The 19,711-nt window shown below is 63.9% G+C and carries 20 protein-coding genes; 14 read left to right on the top strand and 6 right to left on the bottom strand.

The features are described 5' to 3' along the window. Window positions 1-28 precede the first annotated feature (28 nt). Window positions 29-1,060, bottom strand: coding sequence for a Gfo/Idh/MocA family protein (locus tag JX25_RS07165; protein WP_128254352.1), 1,032 nt, complete (start codon window positions 1,058-1,060; stop codon window positions 29-31). Further along, entirely contained in the window at window positions 1,051-2,031 is a 981-nt protein-coding gene (locus JX25_RS07160; RefSeq protein ID WP_241557875.1) for an MDR/zinc-dependent alcohol dehydrogenase-like family protein, read from the bottom strand. Before JX25_RS07160 ends, JX25_RS07165 begins: the two co-directional genes overlap by 10 nt. Before the next feature lie 247 nt (window positions 2,032-2,278). On the opposite strand from JX25_RS07160, the gene JX25_RS07155 reads away from it, so the two are divergent. The 10 genes from JX25_RS07155 to JX25_RS07110 all read left to right on the top strand — a co-directional run bounded on the left by JX25_RS07155 (window position 2,279) and on the right by JX25_RS07110 (window position 13,070). Further along, a complete protein-coding gene (locus JX25_RS07155) occupies window positions 2,279-3,385 on the top strand; it encodes an NAD-dependent epimerase/dehydratase family protein (RefSeq protein ID WP_128254351.1) in 1,107 nt (368 codons plus the stop codon). Next, window positions 3,382-5,379, top strand: a complete 1,998-nt coding sequence (locus JX25_RS07150; RefSeq protein ID WP_128254350.1) for an NAD-dependent epimerase/dehydratase family protein — start codon at window positions 3,382-3,384, stop codon at window positions 5,377-5,379. Before JX25_RS07155 ends, JX25_RS07150 begins: the two co-directional genes overlap by 4 nt. After that, a complete protein-coding gene (locus JX25_RS07145; protein WP_206611528.1) occupies window positions 5,376-6,455 on the top strand; it encodes a glycosyltransferase family 4 protein in 1,080 nt (359 codons plus the stop codon). The genes JX25_RS07150 and JX25_RS07145 overlap by 4 nt, the downstream gene beginning before the upstream one ends. Before the next feature lies 1 nt (window position 6,456). Then, on the top strand, window positions 6,457-7,557 hold the full coding sequence (locus JX25_RS07140; protein ID WP_128254349.1) for a CgeB family protein: 1,101 nt from the start codon (window positions 6,457-6,459) through the stop codon (window positions 7,555-7,557). Further along, window positions 7,554-8,645, top strand: a complete 1,092-nt coding sequence (locus JX25_RS07135; RefSeq protein WP_128254348.1) for a CgeB family protein — start codon at window positions 7,554-7,556, stop codon at window positions 8,643-8,645. Before JX25_RS07140 ends, JX25_RS07135 begins: the two co-directional genes overlap by 4 nt. A gap of 23 nt (window positions 8,646-8,668) precedes the next feature. Continuing rightward, window positions 8,669-9,736 carry a glycosyltransferase family protein gene (locus JX25_RS07130; protein WP_128255205.1) on the top strand — a complete coding sequence of 356 codons (1,068 nt, stop codon included), beginning with the start codon at window positions 8,669-8,671 and terminating at the stop codon, window positions 9,734-9,736. 30 nt (window positions 9,737-9,766) lie between these two features. Then, a complete protein-coding gene (locus tag JX25_RS07125; protein ID WP_128254347.1) occupies window positions 9,767-10,783 on the top strand; it encodes a UDP-glucuronic acid decarboxylase family protein in 1,017 nt (338 codons plus the stop codon). A gap of 3 nt (window positions 10,784-10,786) precedes the next feature. Next, a complete protein-coding gene (locus JX25_RS07120) occupies window positions 10,787-11,491 on the top strand; it encodes a TIGR04290 family methyltransferase (RefSeq protein WP_128254346.1) in 705 nt (234 codons plus the stop codon). Window positions 11,492-11,571: 80 nt separating this feature from the next. Beyond that, the gene (gene coaD, locus JX25_RS07115) at window positions 11,572-12,054 is read left to right on the top strand and encodes a pantetheine-phosphate adenylyltransferase (RefSeq protein ID WP_128254345.1); all 483 of its coding nucleotides are present in this window, start codon (window positions 11,572-11,574) and stop codon (window positions 12,052-12,054) included. Continuing rightward, window positions 12,051-13,070, top strand: a complete 1,020-nt coding sequence (locus JX25_RS07110; protein ID WP_128254344.1) for a sensor histidine kinase — start codon at window positions 12,051-12,053, stop codon at window positions 13,068-13,070. The genes coaD and JX25_RS07110 overlap by 4 nt, the downstream gene beginning before the upstream one ends. On the opposite strand, the gene gap (JX25_RS07105) is transcribed toward JX25_RS07110, so the two are convergent. The 3 genes from gap (JX25_RS07105) to gap (JX25_RS07100) all read right to left on the bottom strand — a co-directional run bounded on the left by gap (JX25_RS07105) (window position 13,067) and on the right by gap (JX25_RS07100) (window position 15,293). Further along, a complete protein-coding gene (gene gap, locus JX25_RS07105; RefSeq protein WP_128254343.1) occupies window positions 13,067-14,068 on the bottom strand; it encodes a type I glyceraldehyde-3-phosphate dehydrogenase in 1,002 nt (333 codons plus the stop codon). The genes JX25_RS07110 and gap (JX25_RS07105) overlap by 4 nt on opposite strands. Before the next feature lie 67 nt (window positions 14,069-14,135). Then, window positions 14,136-14,276 (bottom strand): hypothetical protein, encoded by a 141-nt coding sequence (locus JX25_RS14805; protein ID WP_164876082.1) that lies wholly within the window; start codon window positions 14,274-14,276, stop codon window positions 14,136-14,138. A 12-nt stretch (window positions 14,277-14,288) separates the two neighbouring features. Continuing rightward, a complete protein-coding gene (gene gap / locus JX25_RS07100) occupies window positions 14,289-15,293 on the bottom strand; it encodes a type I glyceraldehyde-3-phosphate dehydrogenase (protein WP_128254342.1) in 1,005 nt (334 codons plus the stop codon). Window positions 15,294-15,474: 181 nt separating this feature from the next. Here gap (JX25_RS07100) and JX25_RS07095 point away from each other — a divergent pair, with 181 nt between their 5' ends. Beyond that, window positions 15,475-16,413, top strand: a complete 939-nt coding sequence (locus JX25_RS07095) for a DUF808 domain-containing protein (protein ID WP_128254341.1) — start codon at window positions 15,475-15,477, stop codon at window positions 16,411-16,413. A gap of 16 nt (window positions 16,414-16,429) precedes the next feature. Here the strand turns inward: JX25_RS07095 and tkt are convergent, their stop codons facing one another. After that, entirely contained in the window at window positions 16,430-18,445 is a 2,016-nt protein-coding gene (gene tkt / locus JX25_RS07090; protein ID WP_128254340.1) for a transketolase, read from the bottom strand. 162 nt (window positions 18,446-18,607) lie between these two features. On the opposite strand from tkt, the gene JX25_RS07085 reads away from it, so the two are divergent. From JX25_RS07085 to JX25_RS07075, 3 genes are read left to right on the top strand one after another with little or no spacing between them, the layout of a single operon-like run. Next, the gene (locus JX25_RS07085; RefSeq protein WP_128254339.1) at window positions 18,608-19,015 is read left to right on the top strand and encodes a hypothetical protein; all 408 of its coding nucleotides are present in this window, start codon (window positions 18,608-18,610) and stop codon (window positions 19,013-19,015) included. After that, the gene (locus JX25_RS07080) at window positions 19,008-19,382 is read left to right on the top strand and encodes a cell division protein ZapA (RefSeq protein ID WP_128254338.1); all 375 of its coding nucleotides are present in this window, start codon (window positions 19,008-19,010) and stop codon (window positions 19,380-19,382) included. The genes JX25_RS07085 and JX25_RS07080 overlap by 8 nt, the downstream gene beginning before the upstream one ends. 5 nt (window positions 19,383-19,387) lie before the next feature. Next, window positions 19,388-19,705, top strand: a complete 318-nt coding sequence (locus tag JX25_RS07075) for an MliC family protein (protein WP_241557938.1) — start codon at window positions 19,388-19,390, stop codon at window positions 19,703-19,705. The last annotated feature ends 6 nt before the right edge of the window (window positions 19,706-19,711 follow it).

Raw genomic sequence — 19,711 nt, 5'->3', positions numbered from 1 at the left:
GCGGGCCAAGGTTCCCGCCCCGATGTTTTCAGCGTGCCGCCGCGTAGATGCGGTCGATGGTTTGCGACAGGCTGACCAGACGCTCTGCTTCAGGATCGAAGCGGGGGTTCTGTGCCAGTTGCCGCGCCCATGCCTGCGCCATGACGCCGCCCCATGCATCGGGTGGCGCGACCAGTTCGTCCGTTGCGGTGCCGCGATGCAGATGCGCGGCGAAGTCGTAAAAGCCATGGCCGGGATTGGTCAGCGAGGCACCAGCTTGCGTGCCGTGCACATGGGCCGCGATCTCTGCCTCGTGGCCGGCGTTCAGCTTCCACGAACAGGCGATGTTGATCGTCACGCCCGTATCGGTGGTCAGCGTTGCGGTGGCGTAATCCTCCACCTCGGTTTGCGGCACGGCCGGATCGCCCCCGCGATAGACGCGGCCACGCACATCCACGATGGCGGGAAAATCGAGGCACCAAAGCGCGCTGTCCACAAGATGCACGCCCAGATCCATCAGTGGCCCGCCGCCCGACTGGGCCTTGTCATAGAACCACGGCTTGTCGGGGCCATAGGCGTTGTGGAACACCAGATCCATCGCGAACACGCGGCCCAGATCACCCGCCCGCACGCGGTCGCGGATCGCGTTCAGCGCCTTCGTGCCACGATAGGACAGATCCACCGACAGCAGCCTGTCAGCCTTTCTGGCGGCGTCCACGGCGGCACGGGCCTCGGCCTCGTTGCGGCCCAGCGGCTTTTGGCAGAATACGGCGCAGCCTGCCTCCAGCGCCTCGATCGTCTGGGCGGCATGCATGGCCGAGGGGGTGGCGATCACGACGCCGTCCGGCTTGGCGGCCAAGACGTCCTGCAGCGTGTTGCCGGTTGCGGCGCCGGGGGCCAGGGCTGCCGCTTCGGCGACGCATTCGTCCGAGGGATCGGCCAGCGCCACGATGTCGACGCCGCCTTGTTCGCAGATGGCCTGCATCCGGTGCCGTCCGATCCAGCCAAGGCCGACAAAGCCAAGCCGGGGGCGGGCGGTGTTCACGGGTTCGGGTGCGTGCGTGTCGATCTTCAGCTGCATGTGACGTAGGCCTTCACCAGGGCATCGGGTTTGTCGCGCGTGGCATCCAGCGCGCGGTCAAGCTGTTCCAGCGGATAGGGGTGCGTCAGCAGGGGCCTGGGGTCCAGCAGGCCGCTTTCGATCGCGGCGATCGCCTCGCGCATGCCTTGAAGATAGACCTCGGGCTTGCGTTCATGGGCGTTCACCACGTCGATGCCCCGCCAGTTCCAGTTCTGCATGTTCACCTGGCGCGGACCGTCCTGATGATATCCCGCGATGACCAGCCGCCCGCCTTCGGCCACGATCTCTCCGGCCAGATCGAGGGGCCATTGCTTGCCCACGGCCTCGATCACCACGTCGCAGAAATAGTGGTTGGTCAGATCGCCCACCTCGCTGATGATGGCGTGGTGGTCTTCCATCGGGATCGTGTGGGCCGCCCCCATGTCCCGCGCCAGCGCCAAAGAGCTTTCGCGGCGCGAGATGGCGATCACCTCCGCCCCCGCCTGCGAGGCAAGGCGCACCAGTGCCGCGCCCATGAACCCGATGCCGATGATCGCAACCTTGTCGCCAGCCGAGATGCCGGAGCGGCGGAAGATGTTCATCGCGCAGGCAAAGGGCTCGCCCGGGAAGGGGCCGGTGATGGACTCGGGGATCGGGATCAGCATGCCCGCATCCACCACTTCATGGGTGGCGAAGCTGTTCTGGCCAAGGAAGGCGACGCGCAGGCCCAGCATTTCCTCGGCGCCTTCGCCGGAAGCTTCCACAACGCCCCAGCCTTCATGGCCCAGCCCGCCCGGATCGGTGGGAAACTGCATCCAGTCCGGCCCTTCCCATGGCGTCAGGTTCGATGCGCAAACGCCGCAACCTTCCAGCCTGATGCGAACCTGCCCTTTGGCAGGTTCGGGCAGCGGAAGGGTGACCATCTCGATCCGGCCGGGGCCGGTGACACGCACAGCCCGCATCTGATCGGTGGGGGGAAGGGGACGGTTCATAAGCAACTCCGGTTCGTGTCAGGGCCCGCCGCCGACGCGGGCCGGAAGCGGATCACGTTCCGCCAACGCGACCATGCGGGCACGGTTCCGGAAGAAGTTGAAGAAGTCATTGTTGATGCAGAAGAACCCGCCCTTCGCGCATGCGTGAGGGCAAGACATTGTCACGCCGGAAGATTTTCTTTGGAACAATTTCGTTTCGGGGTCCGTTCGCCGTCGGCAAGCGACAAGAACATCAACGGGATCTGCGATGACGAGGGTACTTATTACCGGAGGATGCGGCTTCATCGGGCGCCATGTGGCCGAAGAGATGATCGCACATGGCTACGATGTCCGCCTCTATGACGCAATGATCGATCAGGTGCATGGCGGCGTCGAAGTGCGCCTGCCCGAAGGTGCCGAGGTTATCCGCGGCGACATGCAGGATCCCCAACGGGTGCGGGCCGCGCTGGACGGGTGCGACGGCGTGATCCATCTTGCCGCCGAAGTGGGCGTGGGCCAGTCCATGTACGAGATCGCCCGCTATGTCGGCGCCAACGATCTTGGCACCGCCGTCCTGCTGGAGGCGATGCTGAACCACCCGGTGAAGCGCATCGTCGTCGCATCTTCCATGAGCGTTTACGGCGAGGGGTATTATGCCCTGCCGGATGGCACCCTGCTGGAAAACGTGCGCCGCAAACCGGCCGATGTGCGCGCGGGCAACTGGAACGCGACCGCCCCTGATGGGCAGCTGCTGTCGCCCGTGGCCACGGATGAAGACAAGCGTGTCGATCTTGCCTCCATCTATGCGCTGACCAAATACGCGCAGGAACGCGAGGTCATGATCTTCGGCGAGGCGTATGACGTCGAGGCCGTCGCGTTGCGCCTGTTCAACGTGTTCGGGGCAGGGCAGGCGCTGTCAAACCCCTATACCGGCGTTCTGGCCAACTTCGCTTCGCGCCTTGCATCAGGTGAACGGCCGACGATCTTCGAGGATGGCGAGCAGCGCCGTGACTTCGTGCATGTGCGCGACGTGGCCCGCGCCTTCCGCCTTGCCTATGAAAAACCCGAAGCGGCGGGAGAGTTGTTCAACATCGGTTCGGGCAGCGCCTATACCGTCACGCAGGTGGCGACCCTTCTGGCCGAAGCGATGGGCCTGCCGCAGCTTTCGCCCGAGATCACCGGCAAGTATCGCGCCGGCGACATCCGCAACTGCTTTGCCGACATCTCCAAGGCGCGCGAACTTCTGGGCTTCGAACCGCAGGAGAAGCTGGAAAATTCGCTGGAGGAATTCGTCACCTGGGTGCGCGGCGAGGTTGTCGTGGATCGCGGTGCCGAGATGCGCCGGCAACTGGAGGAGCGGAGGCTCGTTTCATGAAGGGCTACGGCTTTGCCGAATGGTTCCGGCCCGGTGAATACGACCGTGTGGAGGAGGTCCTGCCAGAGCTTCTCGCCTCGGGTGCGACGCATCTGCGCACGCATCTGAGCTGGGCTGAATACCTCGCCCCCGGCGGCGAGAAGTGGTTCGACTGGCTGATGCCGAAGCTGGGGGGGCAGATCGATCTGCTGCCCTGCGTGCATTACACACCGCCGTCGATATCGCGCAACGGGCGCACAACAGGTGCGCCGCATGTGCTGAAGGATTACGCCGACTTCATCGATCACGTGCTGACCCGTTACGGGCAGCACTTTTCGCATATCGAACTGTGGAACGAGCCGAACAACCTGCTGGATTACGACTGGCGGGCCGACCACGATTACCAGATGTTCTGCGAAATGGTTGGCGGGGCCGCGTATTGGGTCAACCAGCGCGGCTGGAAGGCCGTTCTGGGCGGGCCGTGCCCCTTCGATCCGCTGTGGCTGGACCTGATGGGCCAGCGAGGCGTGCTGCAGCAATGCGCCGCGGTGGGGTTCCACGGCTTTCCCGGCACATGGGACAGCGAGGAAGGGTCGTGGCGCGGATGGGACATGCATCTGGGCGAGATGCGGGCGATCCTTGACCGCCATAACCCGCAATCGGAAATCTGGATCACCGAGGCGGGATATTCCACGTGGCGCGGCGACCAGATGGAGCAGGCCCGCCGCTTCGCCAAGGTCATGGAAGCGCCCGCGGACCGGCTTTACTGGTATGCGTGGCGCGATCTGCCGCGCGATGTTTCGGTGCAGGAAGGCTTCTGGTTCGATCCGCGCCATTACCACATGGGCGCGGTGGAGGCAGAGGGCCAACCCAAGCTGCTGGCGCGCCTGCTGACCGATGGCGGCCTTTCGCGGGTGCGCGAGGTGACGCATCTGGCCTCGCCGTCGCTGTCCAAGGCGGTGAAGCCCGTGGTCATCACGGGGGGCAGCGGATTCATCGGATCGAACCTTGCCGACAGCTTCCTGCGCGACGGGCATGACGTGATCGTGGTGGACAACTTCAGCCGGCCGGGGGTGGATCAGAACCTTCGCTGGCTGGCCGACCGTTATGGCGACCGCATCCACCCGATGCCCGCCGATCTTCGCGATGAAACGGCGATGCGCGATGCGATCCGCGATGCGCAATCCGTGATCCATCTGGCGGCACAAACGGCGGTTACCACCAGCCTCACGGCTCCGGTGGATGACTTCGAGGTGAACGCCCGCGGCACGATCAACGTGCTGGAGGCCATCCGTGCATCGGGCCGGCAGATCCCGATCGTGTTCGCTTCCACCAACAAGGTCTATGGCGCGCTGGACGATCTGCGGATGCTGGAAACCGAAGACCGCTATGTTCCCGCCGATGCGCATATCCGCGACCATGGCATCGCCGAGGATCGTCCGCTGGATTTCTGCACCCCTTATGGCTGTTCCAAGGGCGTGGCGGACCAGTACGTGCTGGATTATGCCAAAAGCTATGGCATCCCCTCGGCAGTGCTGCGGATGTCCTGCATCTATGGTCCGCGCCAGTTCGGAACCGAGGATCAGGGCTGGGTGGCGCATTTCCTGATCCGCGCGCTGATGGGCGAGGAGATCTCGGTCTATGGCAATGGCAAGCAGGTGCGCGACATCCTGCATGTTTCGGATGCCGTGGCCGCCTATCGCGGCGTGCTGGATAATATCGGCCAGCTGAAGGGCCGCGCGTTCAACCTTGGCGGCGGGGTTGGCAACTCTGTCAGCCTGAAAACCGTCCTGCACGAGATCGAACGCGTGGTGAACCATCCGGTGCCGCTTTCCTTCTCAGACTGGCGGCAGGGGGACCAGCTCTATTTCGTGGCCGATACGGGACGCCTGAACGCCGAGATAGGCTGGGCCCCGAAGGTGAACTGGCGCGAAGGTCTGGCCGATCTGGCCAACTGGTTGCGGGCAAACCGCAGCTTTCCCGACCTGTCCGAACCGCAGCGGGTCCGAGCATGAGCTTTCGCATCCTGATGACACTGGATGCGGCGGGCGGGGTCTGGCGCTATGCGATGGACCTTGCGCGCGCCCTGCACGGGGTGGAGGTGGTGTTTCTGGGCTTCGGTCCCCCGCCATCCCCCGATCGGCGGGCAGAGGCGGAAGCCATCGGAACGCTGGACTGGACCGGACTGCCGCTGGACTGGATCGTGCCCGATGCGGCGGCACTGGCCGGTGTGCCGCAAGCGGTTGCCGAAGCGGCGGTGCGGCACGGTGTGCAGCTGATTCACCTGAACCTGCCGACGCAGGCTGCGGGACTGGAGACGGACCTTCCGGTTCTGGCCGTCAGCCATTCCTGCGTTTCCACATGGTTTCGGGCGGTGCGGGACAGCGATCTGCCCGATGGGTGGGAATGGCAGCGCAAGATGAACGCGGCTGGATTGCACCGTGCCGATGCGGTGGTTGCGCCCTCTGCCTCCCATGCGCGGCTGCTGCAACGGGTTTACGGGTCGGTGCCGGTAACCGTGGTTCCCAATGCAACGCCGGTGCCGGAACGGCAGACGGCGGATAGCCCGATGGTTGTCGCCTCGGGGCGGTGGTGGGATGACGGCAAGAATGGGGTCACGCTGGACCGGGCGGCCGCGCAGATCGCTTGGCCCGTGACGATGCTGGGCCCGCTGGACAGCCCTACGGGACAGGCCTTTCGCGCCATGAATGCCGACGCGCCCGGCAACCTGCCGCATGACGATGCCATGGCACTCATGCGCGATGCGGGGATCTTCGTCTCCCCCTCGCTTTACGAGCCGTTCGGGCTGGCCGTGGCCGAAGCGGCACGCGCCGCGATCCCGCTGGTGCTGGCCGACATCCCGACCTTCCGCGAGCTGTGGGACGAGGCCGCGATCTTCTTTGCGCCCGCCGATGCGGATGCGCTGTCCGGCGGCGTCAATCGGCTGGCGGGCGATGCGGACCTGCGGCGGCAGATGGGGCACGCGGCGCGCGAACGGTCCCGCCGTTATGCGCCCGATATGCAGGCCGAGGCGATGCTTAGCCTTTATGCCGGACTGAGAGAACCACAACAACAAGCCGCCACGAGGTGACATGCGCTTTTTGTTCTACACCCACTCGCTGATCTCTGACTGGAACCATGGCAATGCCCATTTCCTGCGCGGCGTGATGCGCGAGCTGCTGGCGCTGGGCCATGATGCGACCGCGCTGGAACCCGAAGACAGCTGGAGCCGCGAGAACCTGATCGCCGATCAGGGCGGCCATGCCGTCGATGCCTTTCACGGCACGTTCCCGATGCTGAACGCGCAGGTGTATGGCCCCGGCTTTGATCATGCGGCGGCGGTGGACCGTGCCGATGTGGTGGTGGTGCATGAATGGACCGATCCCGCATTGGTGGCCCGGATCGGCGATCTTCGGAAGGCCGGTGGCAAGTTCACGGCGCTGTTCCACGATACCCACCACCGCGCCGTCAGCCGCGAGGGGGAGATCGCCGGGCTGGACCTGTCCGGCTATGACGGCATCCTTGCTTTTGGCGAGGCGCTTTGCGAACGGTATCTGAAGGCAGGCTGGGGCCGGCAGGTCTATTCCTGGCACGAGGCGGCCGATGCTGCGCTGTTCCGCCCGGTGGAGGCCGAGGAAGAGGGCGACCTCATCTGGATCGGCAACTGGGGCGATGACGAGCGCAGCGCAGAGCTTGACGAGTTCCTGATGCGCCCCGCGCACGACCTTGGCCTGCGCACCACGGTGCGGGGGGTGCGGTATCCTGATCACGCCTTGCAGCGGCTGGACGCAGCAGGCATCGCCTTCAAGGGCTGGATTGCCAATGCCGAGGTGCCGCAGGCCTTTGCCCGCCACCGCGTGACCGTGCACGTGCCGCGCGGGCCCTATGTGCGCGAATTGCCCGGCATCCCCACCATCCGCCCATTCGAGGCGCTGGCCTGCGGCATCCCGCTGGTTTCCGCCCCGTGGTCGGATGCTGAAGGGCTGTTCCGCGACGGTGATTTCCGCTGGGCCCGCAACGGCGACGAGATGCGCCGCCACCTGCACGAGCTGGTGAACGATGCCGATGCCCGCAAGGAACAGGCCGCACACGGGCTGGAAACAATCCTTGCCCGCCACACCTGCGCCCACCGCGTGCAGGAACTTCTGACCATTCTTGACGACCTGTCGGCATCCGAAAGGAAAACCGCATGAAGACCATTGCATTTTACGGGTCAAGCCTGCTTTCCGCCTATTGGAACGGTGCGGCAACCTATTACCGGGGGATGCTGAGGGCGCTGGCGGCACGCGGCTATGATATCACCTTCTATGAGCCGGATGTGTATGACCGGCAGGCCAACCGCGACATCGATCCGCCGGACTGGTGCCGCGTCGTTGTTTATGACGGCACCGTGGAGGCGCTGGAGAAGGTCGCAGCCGAGGCGGCCGGCTATGACATCGTGGTCAAGGCCTCGGGCGTGGGGTTCGAGGATGACCTGCTGCTGGCGCGCGTGATGGCGGCGGCAAGGCCGAATGCGCTTCGCATCTTCTGGGATGTCGATGCGCCGGCCACGCTTGCCGAACTGCGCGCTGCGCCGGATCATCCGATGCGCGCCTTGCTGCCCGATCTGGACATGGTGCTGACCTATGGCGGCGGCAATCCCGTCATCGCGGCCTATCGTGAACTGGGGGCAAAGGACTGCGTGCCGGTCTACAACGCCCTTGATCCCGAAACGCACCATCCGGTTGATCCGGATCCGCGGTTTTCCTGCGATCTCGCCTTTCTCGGCAACCGCTTGCCCGACCGCGATGCGCGGGTGGCCGAATTCTTCCTGCGCCCGGCCAGGCTGGCACCAGAGCAAAGCTTCCTTATCGGCGGCTCGGGCTGGGGCGACGTGGAGATGCCGGGCAATATCCGCAAGCTGGGCCACGTCCGAACGGCCGATCACAACGCCCTGAACGTTACGCCCCGGATGGTGCTGAACGTGGCCCGCGACAGCATGGCGGTGAACGGCTTTTCCCCCGCCACGCGCGTGTTCGAGGCTGCGGGGGCAGGGGCATGCCTGATCACCGACTTCTGGGAAGGGATCGACCTGTTCCTGAAGCCCGATGAAGAGGTGCTGGTGGCCCGCGACGGGCAGGACGTGGCCCAGCTACTTGCCGAAGTGTCGCCCGACCGCGCTGCCCAGATCGGGCGCAACGCGCTGGCCCGGGTTCTTGCCGATCACACCTATTCCAATCGCGCCGAGCAGGCGGATGCCCTGTTCTGCGCCCACGCGCGTCGGATGGAGGCGGCAGAGTGAACGTGCTGGACCAGAACCGCCCGATGGAGATCGTGATCCTTGGCCTGTCGCTGTCCTCCTCCTGGGGGAACGGGCATGCCACCACCTTCCGTGCCCTGATCAAGGGGCTGGCCGCCGAGGGGCACCGTGTCCTGTTTCTGGAACGCGACATGCCGTGGTATGCGCCCCATCGCGACATGCCAGATCCCGACTTCTGCGAGCTGGTGCTTTACGACGGGATCGACGGGATGCTGGCCGAATATGGCGACCGGCTTCGCAACGCCGACAGCGTTATGGTCGGCTCCTATGTCCCCGAGGGGCCGGTGCTGATCGACCGGCTGGCGGGGATGGGGCTGCGGCAGCTGACATTCTATGACATCGACACGCCGGTCACGATGCAGGCGCTGGATGATGGCACCTGCGAATACCTTGCCGAACGGCAGATCCCGCTGTTCGACATCTATTTCAGCTTCTCGGGCGGGGAGGTGCTGACGCATCTGGAACAGGTGCGGGGTGCAAAGCGGGCCGAGGCGTTGTTCTGTTCGGTTGATGACCAGCTTTATCCCTGCGATCCGGGTATGCCCAAGCGATGGGATCTGGGATATCTTGGCACCTATTCGCCCGACCGGCAGCCTACGCTGGAGGCGCTGCTGCTGGAACCGGCACGGCGCCTGCCCGAGATGCGCTTCGTGGTGGCCGGGCCGCAATATCCCGACGACATCGACTGGCCTTCCAACGTGGAACGGATCGACCACCTGCCGCCCGCGGGGCACCCCGATTTCTATAACGCCCAGCGCTTCACGCTGAACGTGACGCGCGCCGCCATGCGGCGGATGGGCTGGTCGCCCAGCGTGCGCCTGTTCGAGGCGGGCTCCTGCGGCGTGCCGGTGATCAGCGATAACTGGCCGGGTCTGGACGAACTTTTCGCCGATGGTGACGCGATCATCATCGCCGAGGGAACCGAGGATGTGGTGCAGGGATTGAAAGAAGCAGATGAAGCGCGCTCGCGGAGGATCGGACAGGCGGCGCGAGAAACCGTGCTGGCGGGCCATACCGGCCGCGCTCGTGCGCGGGAAATGATCAAGGCGATGCGAACCGAACGCGTAGCGTGACAAGGGCGAACGGCCCGTAAAGGAGGAACCATGATCCAGACGAAACCCAGTGTTCTGACGATCCTCGTAGCTGGCGGAGCGGGCTTCGTCGGATCCCACCTTTGCGAACATCTGCTGGAACAGGGCCACCGCGTCATCTGTCTGGACAGCTTCCTGACGGGAACGCAGGATAATGTCCTGCCGCTTGCAGCCTATCCCAACTTCCGCCTGATCCAGCAGGACGTGGCGGACCCGCTTGATATCTCAGAGCGGCTGGACCGGGTTTACAACCTTGCCAGCCCGGCATCGCCGCCGCACTATCAGGCCGATCCCGTTCACACGATGATGACAAATGTGCAGGGCACGCTGAACCTGCTGATGCTGGCAGAGCGGCACGGCGCGCGGTTCCTGCAAGCCTCCACCAGCGAGGTTTATGGCGATCCCGAGATGCACCCCCAGCGCGAGGATTACGTGGGGCATGTGAACTGCACCGGCTCGCGTGCCTGCTATGACGAAGGCAAGCGCGCGGCCGAGGCGCTGTGCTATGACTTCGTGCGGGCGAAACGCGCCGATGTGCGCGTTGCACGGATCTTCAACACCTATGGCCCGCGCATGCGCCCCGATGACGGGCGGATCGTGTCCAACATGATCGTGCAGGCGCTGACGGGCCAGCCGATGACGGTGTATGGCGATGGCAGCCAGACGCGCAGCTTCTGCTTCGTATCGGACCTGGTTGCGGGGCTGATGGCGCTGATGGAGGCTCGGATCGCCCCGGCCACGCCGGTCAACCTGGGCAATCCCGAAGAGTTCGAGATCCGCGACCTTGCGATGCTGGTGCATGACACGATCCCCACCACCTCCACCATCGTTTATCGGGACCTGCCCGAAGACGATCCGAAGCGCCGCCGGCCCGACATCTCTCGGGCGCGGGAGCTGCTGGGCTGGCAGCCGAAGGTGAAGCTTTCCGAAGGGCTGCCCCAGACGATCGCGTGGTTCGCTGCCCACGTGAAGGCGCAAGCAACCCACACAGGAGAGACGGCGTCGGTTCAGACGCTGGTGCAAGGCTGAGACATGGATTTCGAGAACGATCTGCAGGCCCGCATCAAGGCGCTGGGCCCGTGGTTTCACAACCTTTCGATCGGAGGGATACAAACGGCGCCGGACCACTTCCTTGGCGATTACCCGAACTTCAAGTGGCAGGGCTTCCGGCATGTTATCCCCGATGACATGCACGGGATGAAGGTTCTGGATATCGGGTGCAACGCCGGCTTCTATTCGCTGGAGATGGTGCGGCGGGGTGCCGACCGCGTCGTCGCCATCGACAGCGATCCCCGCTATCTGGCGCAGGCGAAGCTGGCCGCCGAGGTGGAAGGCGCGAAGATCGAGTTCCGCCAGATGTCGGTTTATGAAGTTGCCGATCTGAACGAACGCTTCGACTTCGTGATATTCATGGGGGTTCTGTATCACCTGCGCCATCCCCTTCTGGCGCTGGACCTGATCCGCGAACATGTGGCGGACGGACAGATGCTGTTCCAGTCTATGCAGCGGGGATCGGACAAGGTCGTCCCCATAGCGCCCGATTACGATTTCGACGATTGGACGCCCTTTGAAGGGCCCGACGTTCCGCTGCTTTATTTCATTGAGCGGGATTATGCCGGTGATCCGACGAACTGGTTCGTGCCCAACAGGGCAGGGATGGAAGCGATGCTGAGGAGTGCGAACTTTACCATTACCGAACACCCTGAGCGGGAAGTTTATCTTTGCCGTGCATCTTAGCCTTGTGTTGATGCGCATTTAATCTTGCGGAACCGCGCGTTGTCCTGTTCACCTCGAGCATGCAAGCGGGAGGAACATTGATGCGCATCGGCCTGTATCCGGGGACGTTTGATCCGATCACGCTGGGGCATATCGACATCATGGAGCGTGCGACGCGGCTGGTGGACCGCCTTGTGATCGGTGTGGCGATCAACCGCGACAAGAAACCGCTTTTCTCGCTTGAGGAGAGGGTGGAGATGGTGCGCGCAGAGACCGCCCACCTGAACAGGTGTGAAATCGTGGTTCATCCCTTCGAAAACCTGCTGATCGACTGCGCCCGCGATGTGGGCGCGCAGGTGATCGTGCGGGGTCTGCGGGCGGTGACGGATTTCGAGTATGAATTCCAGATGGTGGGGATGAACCGCCTGATGGATGACCGGATCGAAACGGTGTTCCTGATGGCGGATGCCAAACGTCAGGCAATCGCCTCGCGTCTTGTGAAGGAAATCGCGCGGCATGGCGGCGATGTCACCAAGTTCGTCACCCCTGCGGTGGCGGATGCATTGGAACATCGATACGCATGACAACAGAGGGGCGCATTTTCGGACTGTTCAGCCGCCTGATCCTTGAGCGGCGATCGACGTTTTTCCGATGGACCTTCGCGCTCCTGTCGCTTGCCATCGCGATCTCACTCCGCTGGGTGCTGGATGATCGTCTTTCCGACGGCTTTCCCTTTCTGACCTTCTTTCCCGCGATCATCCTGACCACCTTTCTTTGCGGGCTTGCGCCGGGCCTTGTGGTGGCCATCGGGTCCTTCCTGGCCGCGTGGCTGCTGTTCGTGTCCGTACCGGGAACGGTCGACCTGTCGGCGCAGGCAGGGCTGGCGATGGGGTTCTTCGGCCTTGTCGTGGCGACAGACGTCCTCCTGATTACGGTCATGATCCGCGCCTTCAGTCATCTGGAGGATGAGCGGGCGCGATCGGAACGCATGGCCGAGCAGCGCCGCCTGATGTTTCACGAATTGCAGCACCGGGTTTCCAACAACCTTGCCACCGTTGCCGGACTTCTGACGATCCAGCGCCGCGCGGTTCAGGACCTCACGGCCCGCAAGGCACTTGATGATGCCGCCACACGCATCAACGTGATCGCCCGGATGAGCCGTGTGCTGCATGATCCAAAGGCACAGGATGTCGACTTCGGAGAGTTTCTGCACGAGATGGCGCATGATCTGGCCGAAGCCTCGGGCGCGGCGGATCGGGTGACGCTGACACGGGATTGCGCGCCGGTGACCGTGACGCGGGATCAGGCAATTCCGCTGGGGCTGATTGCCACCGAACTGCTGACCAACGCCTTCGAACACGGCTTTCCTGATGATGCCAGCGGCAATATCCGGCTGCTCCTGGCCGTTGACGGGACCACCGTGACCCTGCGGATCGAGGATGACGGTTGCGGCCTTCCCGCCGGCTTCTCGCTTGATCGGGCGTGCAGTCTTGGCCTGACCATCGCGCGGCAGTTCGCGCAGCAGATGGGTGGATCGCTGACAATGAAAAACCGCGCCCCGAAGGGCACGGTTTCGGAACTGGTCTTTCCGAGGGATTAGATAAGCTTGCCCATCGCGACGGCGGTGTCTGCCATCCGGTTGGAAAAGCCCCATTCGTTGTCATACCAGGACAGGATCCGGACCATGCGCCCCTCCATCACCTTGGTCTGGTCCATGTGGAAGATGGACGAATGCGGGTCGTGGTTGAAGTCCGAGCTGACATTGGGCGCATCGGTGAAGCCCAGCACACCCTTCAGCGGGCCGTTGGCGGCGGCGCGGATCGCGTTGTTCACTTCGTCGACAGTCGTATCGCGCGAGGCTTCGAAAACGAGATCCACCACGGAAACGTTCGGGGTCGGCACGCGGATGGCAACGCCATCCAGCTTGCCCTTCAGTTCCGGCAGAACCAGCCCCACGGCCTTGGCCGCGCCGGTGGAGGTCGGGATCATCGACAGGGCAGCTGCCCGGCCGCGGTAAAGATCCTTGTGCACCGTATCCAGCGTCGGCTGATCGCCGGTATAGGAATGGATCGTGGTCATGAAACCCTTGGAGATGCCGATCGCATCGTTCAGAACCTTGGCCACGGGCGACAGGCAGTTCGTCGTGCAGGAGGCGTTGGACACGACCAGATCGTCGGCGGTCAGGGTGTCATGGTTCACACCATAGACGATGGTCTTGTCCGCACCGTCGGACGGGGCGGAAACCAGCACGCGAGAGGAGCCGTTTTCCAGATGTACCTTCGCCTTTTCCTTGGAGGTGAAGATGCCGGTGCATTCCAGCACCACATCCACATCACCCCAAGGCAATTCGGCCGGGTTCTTCAGCGCCGTCACGCGGATGGGGCCACGGCCCACATCGATGCTGTCGGCCGTGGTTGTCACTTCTGCCGGAAAACGACCATGGACCGAATCGAAACGAAGCAGGTGGGCGTTCGTTTCAACCGGACCCAGATCATTGATGGCGACAACCTCGATATCGGTCCGGCCGGATTCGACGATTGCGCGCAGCACGTTGCGGCCGATCCGGCCAAAACCGTTGATTGCAACCTTAACTGACATGGCTCTCTCCCGTGTGGCGTTGGCGCTAACATGGGAGTGTGCAGGCTTCAGGGCAAGGGTTTTCCGACTATCGCCAGAATTCCACCCAATCGACAAGCTTCAGGAACTTCCGCATCAGGAAGGTCACGCCCCCCCATTCCGCCTGCACGTCAATGACGATGGCCGCGATGATGATCGCGGCCAGCCATAAAGCAACCTTGTTGGTCAATCGCAGCCCCTCTTATTGAAGGAGCCGCCCCATCGCTGCGGCCACATCGGCCATGCGGCAGGAAAAGCCCCATTCGTTATCATACCAGGCAAGGACGCGGACAGTGCGCCCGCCGATCACCTTTGTCTGGTCTGGCGCGAAGATAGACGAATAGGGCGTGTGGTTGAAGTCGATCGAGACCTTGGGTTCGGGATCATAGGACAGAACGCTGCCCATGGCGCCGGCAGCGGCTTCTTCCACCACGGCGTTCACATCGGCCACCGTCACGTCCTTGCTGGCCACGAAGGTGAGATCCACCGCCGAGACGTTCGGCGTGGGGACACGGATCGCCGATCCGTCCAGCTTCCCTTTCAGTTCCGGCAGCACTTCGGAAATGGCCTTGGCCGCACCGGTGGAGGTGGGGATCATCGCCATCGCGGCGGCGCGGGCGCGGTACAGATCGTTGTGGCGACGGTCCAGCGTTGGCTGGTCGCCGGTATAGGAGTGGATCGTGGTCATGATGCCGGATTCGATCCCAATCGCGTCGTTCAACACCTTTGCCAATGGCGCGAGGCAGTTCGTGGTGCAGGACCCGTTCGATACCATCTTGTCCGAGATCAGCAGGTCGCGGTGGTTCACACCATAAACGACAGTACGGTCCACGTTCTTGGCGGGGGCAGAGATCAGGACCGATTTCGCACCGCGATCAAGGTGGGCATTGGCCTTCATGCCATCGTTGAACTTGCCGGTGCACTCCAGAACGACATCCACGCCGTCCCATTCCAACTCTTTCATCTCATAGGTGGACATCATGCGAATGGGGCTGCCGCCCAGATCCAGCATGCCATCCTTCACTCGCACGGTGCCGGGGAAGCGGCCATGGACGGAGTCATATTTCAGCAGGTGGGCGTTCGTTTCGATCGGGCCGGTTGCGTTCACCGCCACGACCTGAACGTCGTTGCGGCCCGACTGGGCAATATGGGCCAGGGTGCAACGACCGATCCGCCCGAAACCGTTGATGCCAACCGTGATGGTCATGACGCTGATCCTCTCTGCGATGTCGCGCCGAATGTAGGCGTTCAAGCGGCGGCGGAAAAGCGAATATCGCACGAAATCAATATGTTATCGCAAACATCGGGCGGTTGCGCTAACGTCGTGCTTGCCTGCTGCCCGTGACCGCGCCAGATAGCATCGAGAGAATGACAAAGGTTTCAACACGATGAGCGGACTTCTTGCACTGCTGGACGATGTGGCAGGTCTTGCCAAAGTGGCCGCAGCCTCTGTCGATGATGTGGCGGCGGCTGCGGGAAAGGCGGGCACCAAGGCCGCTGGCGTGGTGATCGACGACACGGCCGTCACCCCGCGATACATCACCGGCATCAATGCGTCGCGCGAACTTCCGATGATCGGGCGCATCGCCATCGGATCGCTTCGCAACAAAATCCTAATCCTGCTGCCGCTGCTGCTTCTGGCGCAGGCCTTCCTGCCATGGATCATCACGCCGGTTCTGATGCTCGGCGGCCTTTACCTGGCCTATGAAGGGGCGGAAAAGACGATCCATGCCCTTGCCCCCGCCCGTGCCGACGCGAAAACCAAGGCGGACCATACGCCGAAGGATCCCGGTCGTCTGGAGGAGCAGAAGGTCGCAGGCGCCATCAAGACGGACTTCATCCTCAGCGCCGAGATCATGACCATCGCCCTCAGCCAGATCGAAAATGACAGCATGTGGGTGGAGGCGGCCGCGCTGGCGGTTGTTGGCATTGCGGTCACCGCAGGTGTCTATGGCGCGGTGGCCATCCTCGTGAAGATCGACGATGTCGGGCTTGGCATGGCAAAGCGATCGGCCAGCCTGCGCGGGGTCGGGATGGCGTTGGTGCGCGGGATGCCGAAGCTTCTGGCTGCGCTGTCCCTGGTCGGGACGCTGGCAATGCTGTGGGTCGGCGGCAATATCCTGACCCATGGCCTGCATGAAACGCTTTGGGCCGCGCCCTATGAGGCGATCCACCATCTGGCCGAGCGGGCGGCCCATGCCGTTGGCGTGGCGCAGGGGCTTGTGGCATGGCTGGTGGCAGCGATCTGCGACGGGATCATCGCGCTGGTGCTGGGCGGCATCGTTGTCGCCATCACGCACCCGTTCATGAAAAAGGCCGCCCATTAAGGGCGGCCTCCAAGCTTTACAGAAGCGATTTTACCTTCTCGACCGTGGCTTCGGCAGTGATGCCGAATTCCTTGTAAAGACGATCAGCAGGGGCCGAGGCGCCAAAGCCGGTCATGCCGATGAAACCGGCCTTCTTCTCGGTCCCACGCTCGCCCAGAAGCCAACGCTCCCACGGCATGCGCACGCCTGCCTCGATCGCAACGCGAACAGGGCCGGGGGGCAGGATCTTGCGACGATAGGCTTCGTCCTGCTGTGCAAAGATCTCCATGCAGGGCACGGAAACGACGCGCGTGCCGATGCCTTGGGCTTCCAGCATCTCGCGGGCTTGCAGCGCGATTGCGACTTCGGTCCCCGTGGCCATCAGGATGACCTGACGCTTGCGTGTAGATTCAGCCAGAACATAGGCACCGTGGGCCGTCATGTTCTTCTGGCTGTGCGTGGTGCGCACGGTCGGCACGCCCTGCCGCGACAGCGCCATGACCGAGGGGGTCGATTTCGTCGTCAGCGCCAGTTCCCATGCCTCTGCCGCTTCCACGGCGTCTGCGGGACGGAACACCCAGGTGTTGGGCGTGGCGCGGCTGATGGCCAGATGCTCCACCGGCTGGTGGGTGGGGCCGTCTTCGCCCAGACCGATCGAATCGTGCGTCATGACGAACACGCTCGGCACGCCCATCAGCGCGGCAAGGCGCATCGCGGGGCGGGCATAGTCGGTGAAGGCCATGAACGTGCCGCCATAGGCGCGCAGCCCGCCATGCAGCGTGATGCCGTTGATCGCCGCAGCCATGCCGTGTTCACGGATCCCGTAATAGACATAGCGGCCCTTGCGGGTTTCCAGATCGAACACGCCCATGTCGGCTGTCTTGGTGTTGTTCGACTTGGTCAGGTCGGCCGAACCGCCGATCGTTTCCGTGACGATCGGATTGATCACCTCCAGCGCCATTTCCGAGGCCTGACGCGTTGCCAGCTTCGGGGCCTTTTCCGTGATCTGCTTTTTCAGCGCACGGATCGCGGCGGGCAGGCGCTTGGGCATGTCACCGGCGAACTGGCGCGCAAACTCGGTCTGCTTGGCTTCGGACAGCGTGGCGAGGCGGATCTTCCACTCGGCATGTTCCGACGCGCCTTTGCGGCCGATAGCTTCCCAGGCCGATTTGACATCTGCCGGAATCTCGAACGGGCCATGCGCCCAGCCATAGGCTTCGCGCGTGTCGGCGATCAGCTTCGCGTCCGTCAGGGCGCCGTGCCCGGTGGAGGTGTCCTGCGCCGAGGAACCCAGCGCGATGTTGGTCGTGCAGGCCACCATCGCGGGGCGGGGGGATGCCTTGGCTTCGGTGATCGCGCGGTCGATATCCGCCGGGTCATGGCCGTCGCATTCGAACACGTCCCAGCCCGAAGCCGCGAAGCGCGCCTTCTGATCGGTCAGGTCCGAAAGCTCCACCTTGCCGTCAATGGTGATGCCGTTGTTGTCCCACAGCACGATCAGGCGGGAAAGCTTCAGCCGGCCGGCAAGGCCGATGGCTTCTTGGCTAACGCCCTCCATCAGGCAGCCGTCGCCGGCGATCACATAGGTGAAGTGATCGACGATCTTCTTGCCCCAGCGGGCGCGCAGCGATTCTTCCGCGATGGCGAACCCGACCGAGGTGGCGATGCCCTGACCCAGCGGGCCGGTCGTGGTTTCAATGCCGCCGGCATGCCCGTATTCGGGATGGCCCGCGGTGATCGCGCCCCACTGACGGAAGTTCTTGATCTGATCCAGCGTCATGTCGGCATAGCCGGTCAGGTGCAGCAGCGAGTACAGCAGCATGGAGCCGTGGCCCGCCGAAAGGATGAAGCGGTCGCGGTCCGGCCATTGCGGATCGGCGGCATCGAACTTCATGTGCTTTTCGAACAGGACAGTGGCCACATCGGCCATGCCCATCGGCATGCCGGAATGGCCCGAATTCGCGGCGGCCACGGCATCCAGCGTCAGGGTGCGGATGGCCACGGCCTTGGACCAGTGGTCGGGGTGCTCTCGGCGCAGGGTGGGAAGATCCAAAGCGCGCGCTCCTCTTGTGTCGGTGGGGTCCGTTGTCCATAGCAGGAGGGGCGGCAAGATCAAGCGCGGCAAGGGATTGGGGGGCTAAATCCCGCAGGCAAACCCGCTAAGATCGGCGAAATGCGGCGCGGATCGCGATTCGCGCGAAACCAAGGAGGCTGGATGCAGGATCTGGTGGAGCTTGAGCGGCGGATCACCCGTGCGCTGGAACGGATCGGTACGGCGGCCGAAGGGCTGCAGGGCGGCGCAGTCGAATCCCGCGCCGTGGAAGAGGAGCGGCTGGTCAACGCCCAGCTGACCGAGCGTTTGCGGGCCGTGAAGGAAAAGTCCGGCGCGCGGATCGCGGCACTGGAAGCAGAGGTCGCAAGCCTGACCGAGCAGCTGGAAGCCCTGCGCGCCGCCGCAGGAGAGTTGCACGAACAGCTTTCCAGCATGCGCGGCGACACAGGGCCGGCAGAGGTGGAAAGCCTTCGCGCCCTGCGCGCCACTGACCGGGCCGAGCTTGACTCGATTCTTTCGGCGCTGTCGCGGCATGTCGCCACGGCAGAAGAGGAGACGCGGAATGGCTGATCTGGACATTACCATCGGCAACAAGACGTTCACCGTCGCCTGCCAGGACGGGCAGGAACAGTTCCTGCGCGCCGCCGCCAAGCAGCTTTCCGAACAGGCAGACATTGTGCTGTCGCAGATCGGCCGGATGCCCGCGGACCGGATGCTGCTGATGGCGGGCCTGATGCTGGCCGACAAGACAATCGCGGTAGAGCAGGAACTTGCCACCGCCCGCGCGACACTGCACGAGTTCCAGACCCGCCCCGCACCCGAGCCCGAGCGGGTGGAGGTGCCGGTCATCCCGCCGATCATCCTTGAAACGATGGCAGAGCTTGCCGCGCGGGCCGAAGCCGTGGCCGGCGCCGTCGAGGAGAAGGCAGCTTCGTGAGGGGTATGCTGGCGCTTGTTCTGTTTCTGCCCGCCCTGGCGCAGGCCGGAACGGAGCATCGCACCATGGCCTATACCTGTGACCGCGGGGTGCAGGTTCCGGCAACCTACGTGACGGCCGATGATCTGTCGGTTGCGGTGCTGAATGTTGAAGGCAGCCAGATCACGCTGGAGGCGGAGCAGGCCGCCTCGGGCGTGCGCTATGGCTGGCCCTCCGGCGGGTCGCACTATGTCTGGTGGACGAAGGGGCCCAAGGCGACGCTTTATTGGCGCGACGGCGAGGCGGACAGGGAAGTGGTTCTTCTGACCTGCGCCCGGAACTGAAAAGCC

This window comes from Falsirhodobacter deserti, assembly GCF_004015795.1.
Classification (GTDB): domain Bacteria; phylum Pseudomonadota; class Alphaproteobacteria; order Rhodobacterales; family Rhodobacteraceae; genus Falsirhodobacter; species Falsirhodobacter deserti.
This window is presented reverse-complemented; position numbering and strand designations above follow the sequence as displayed.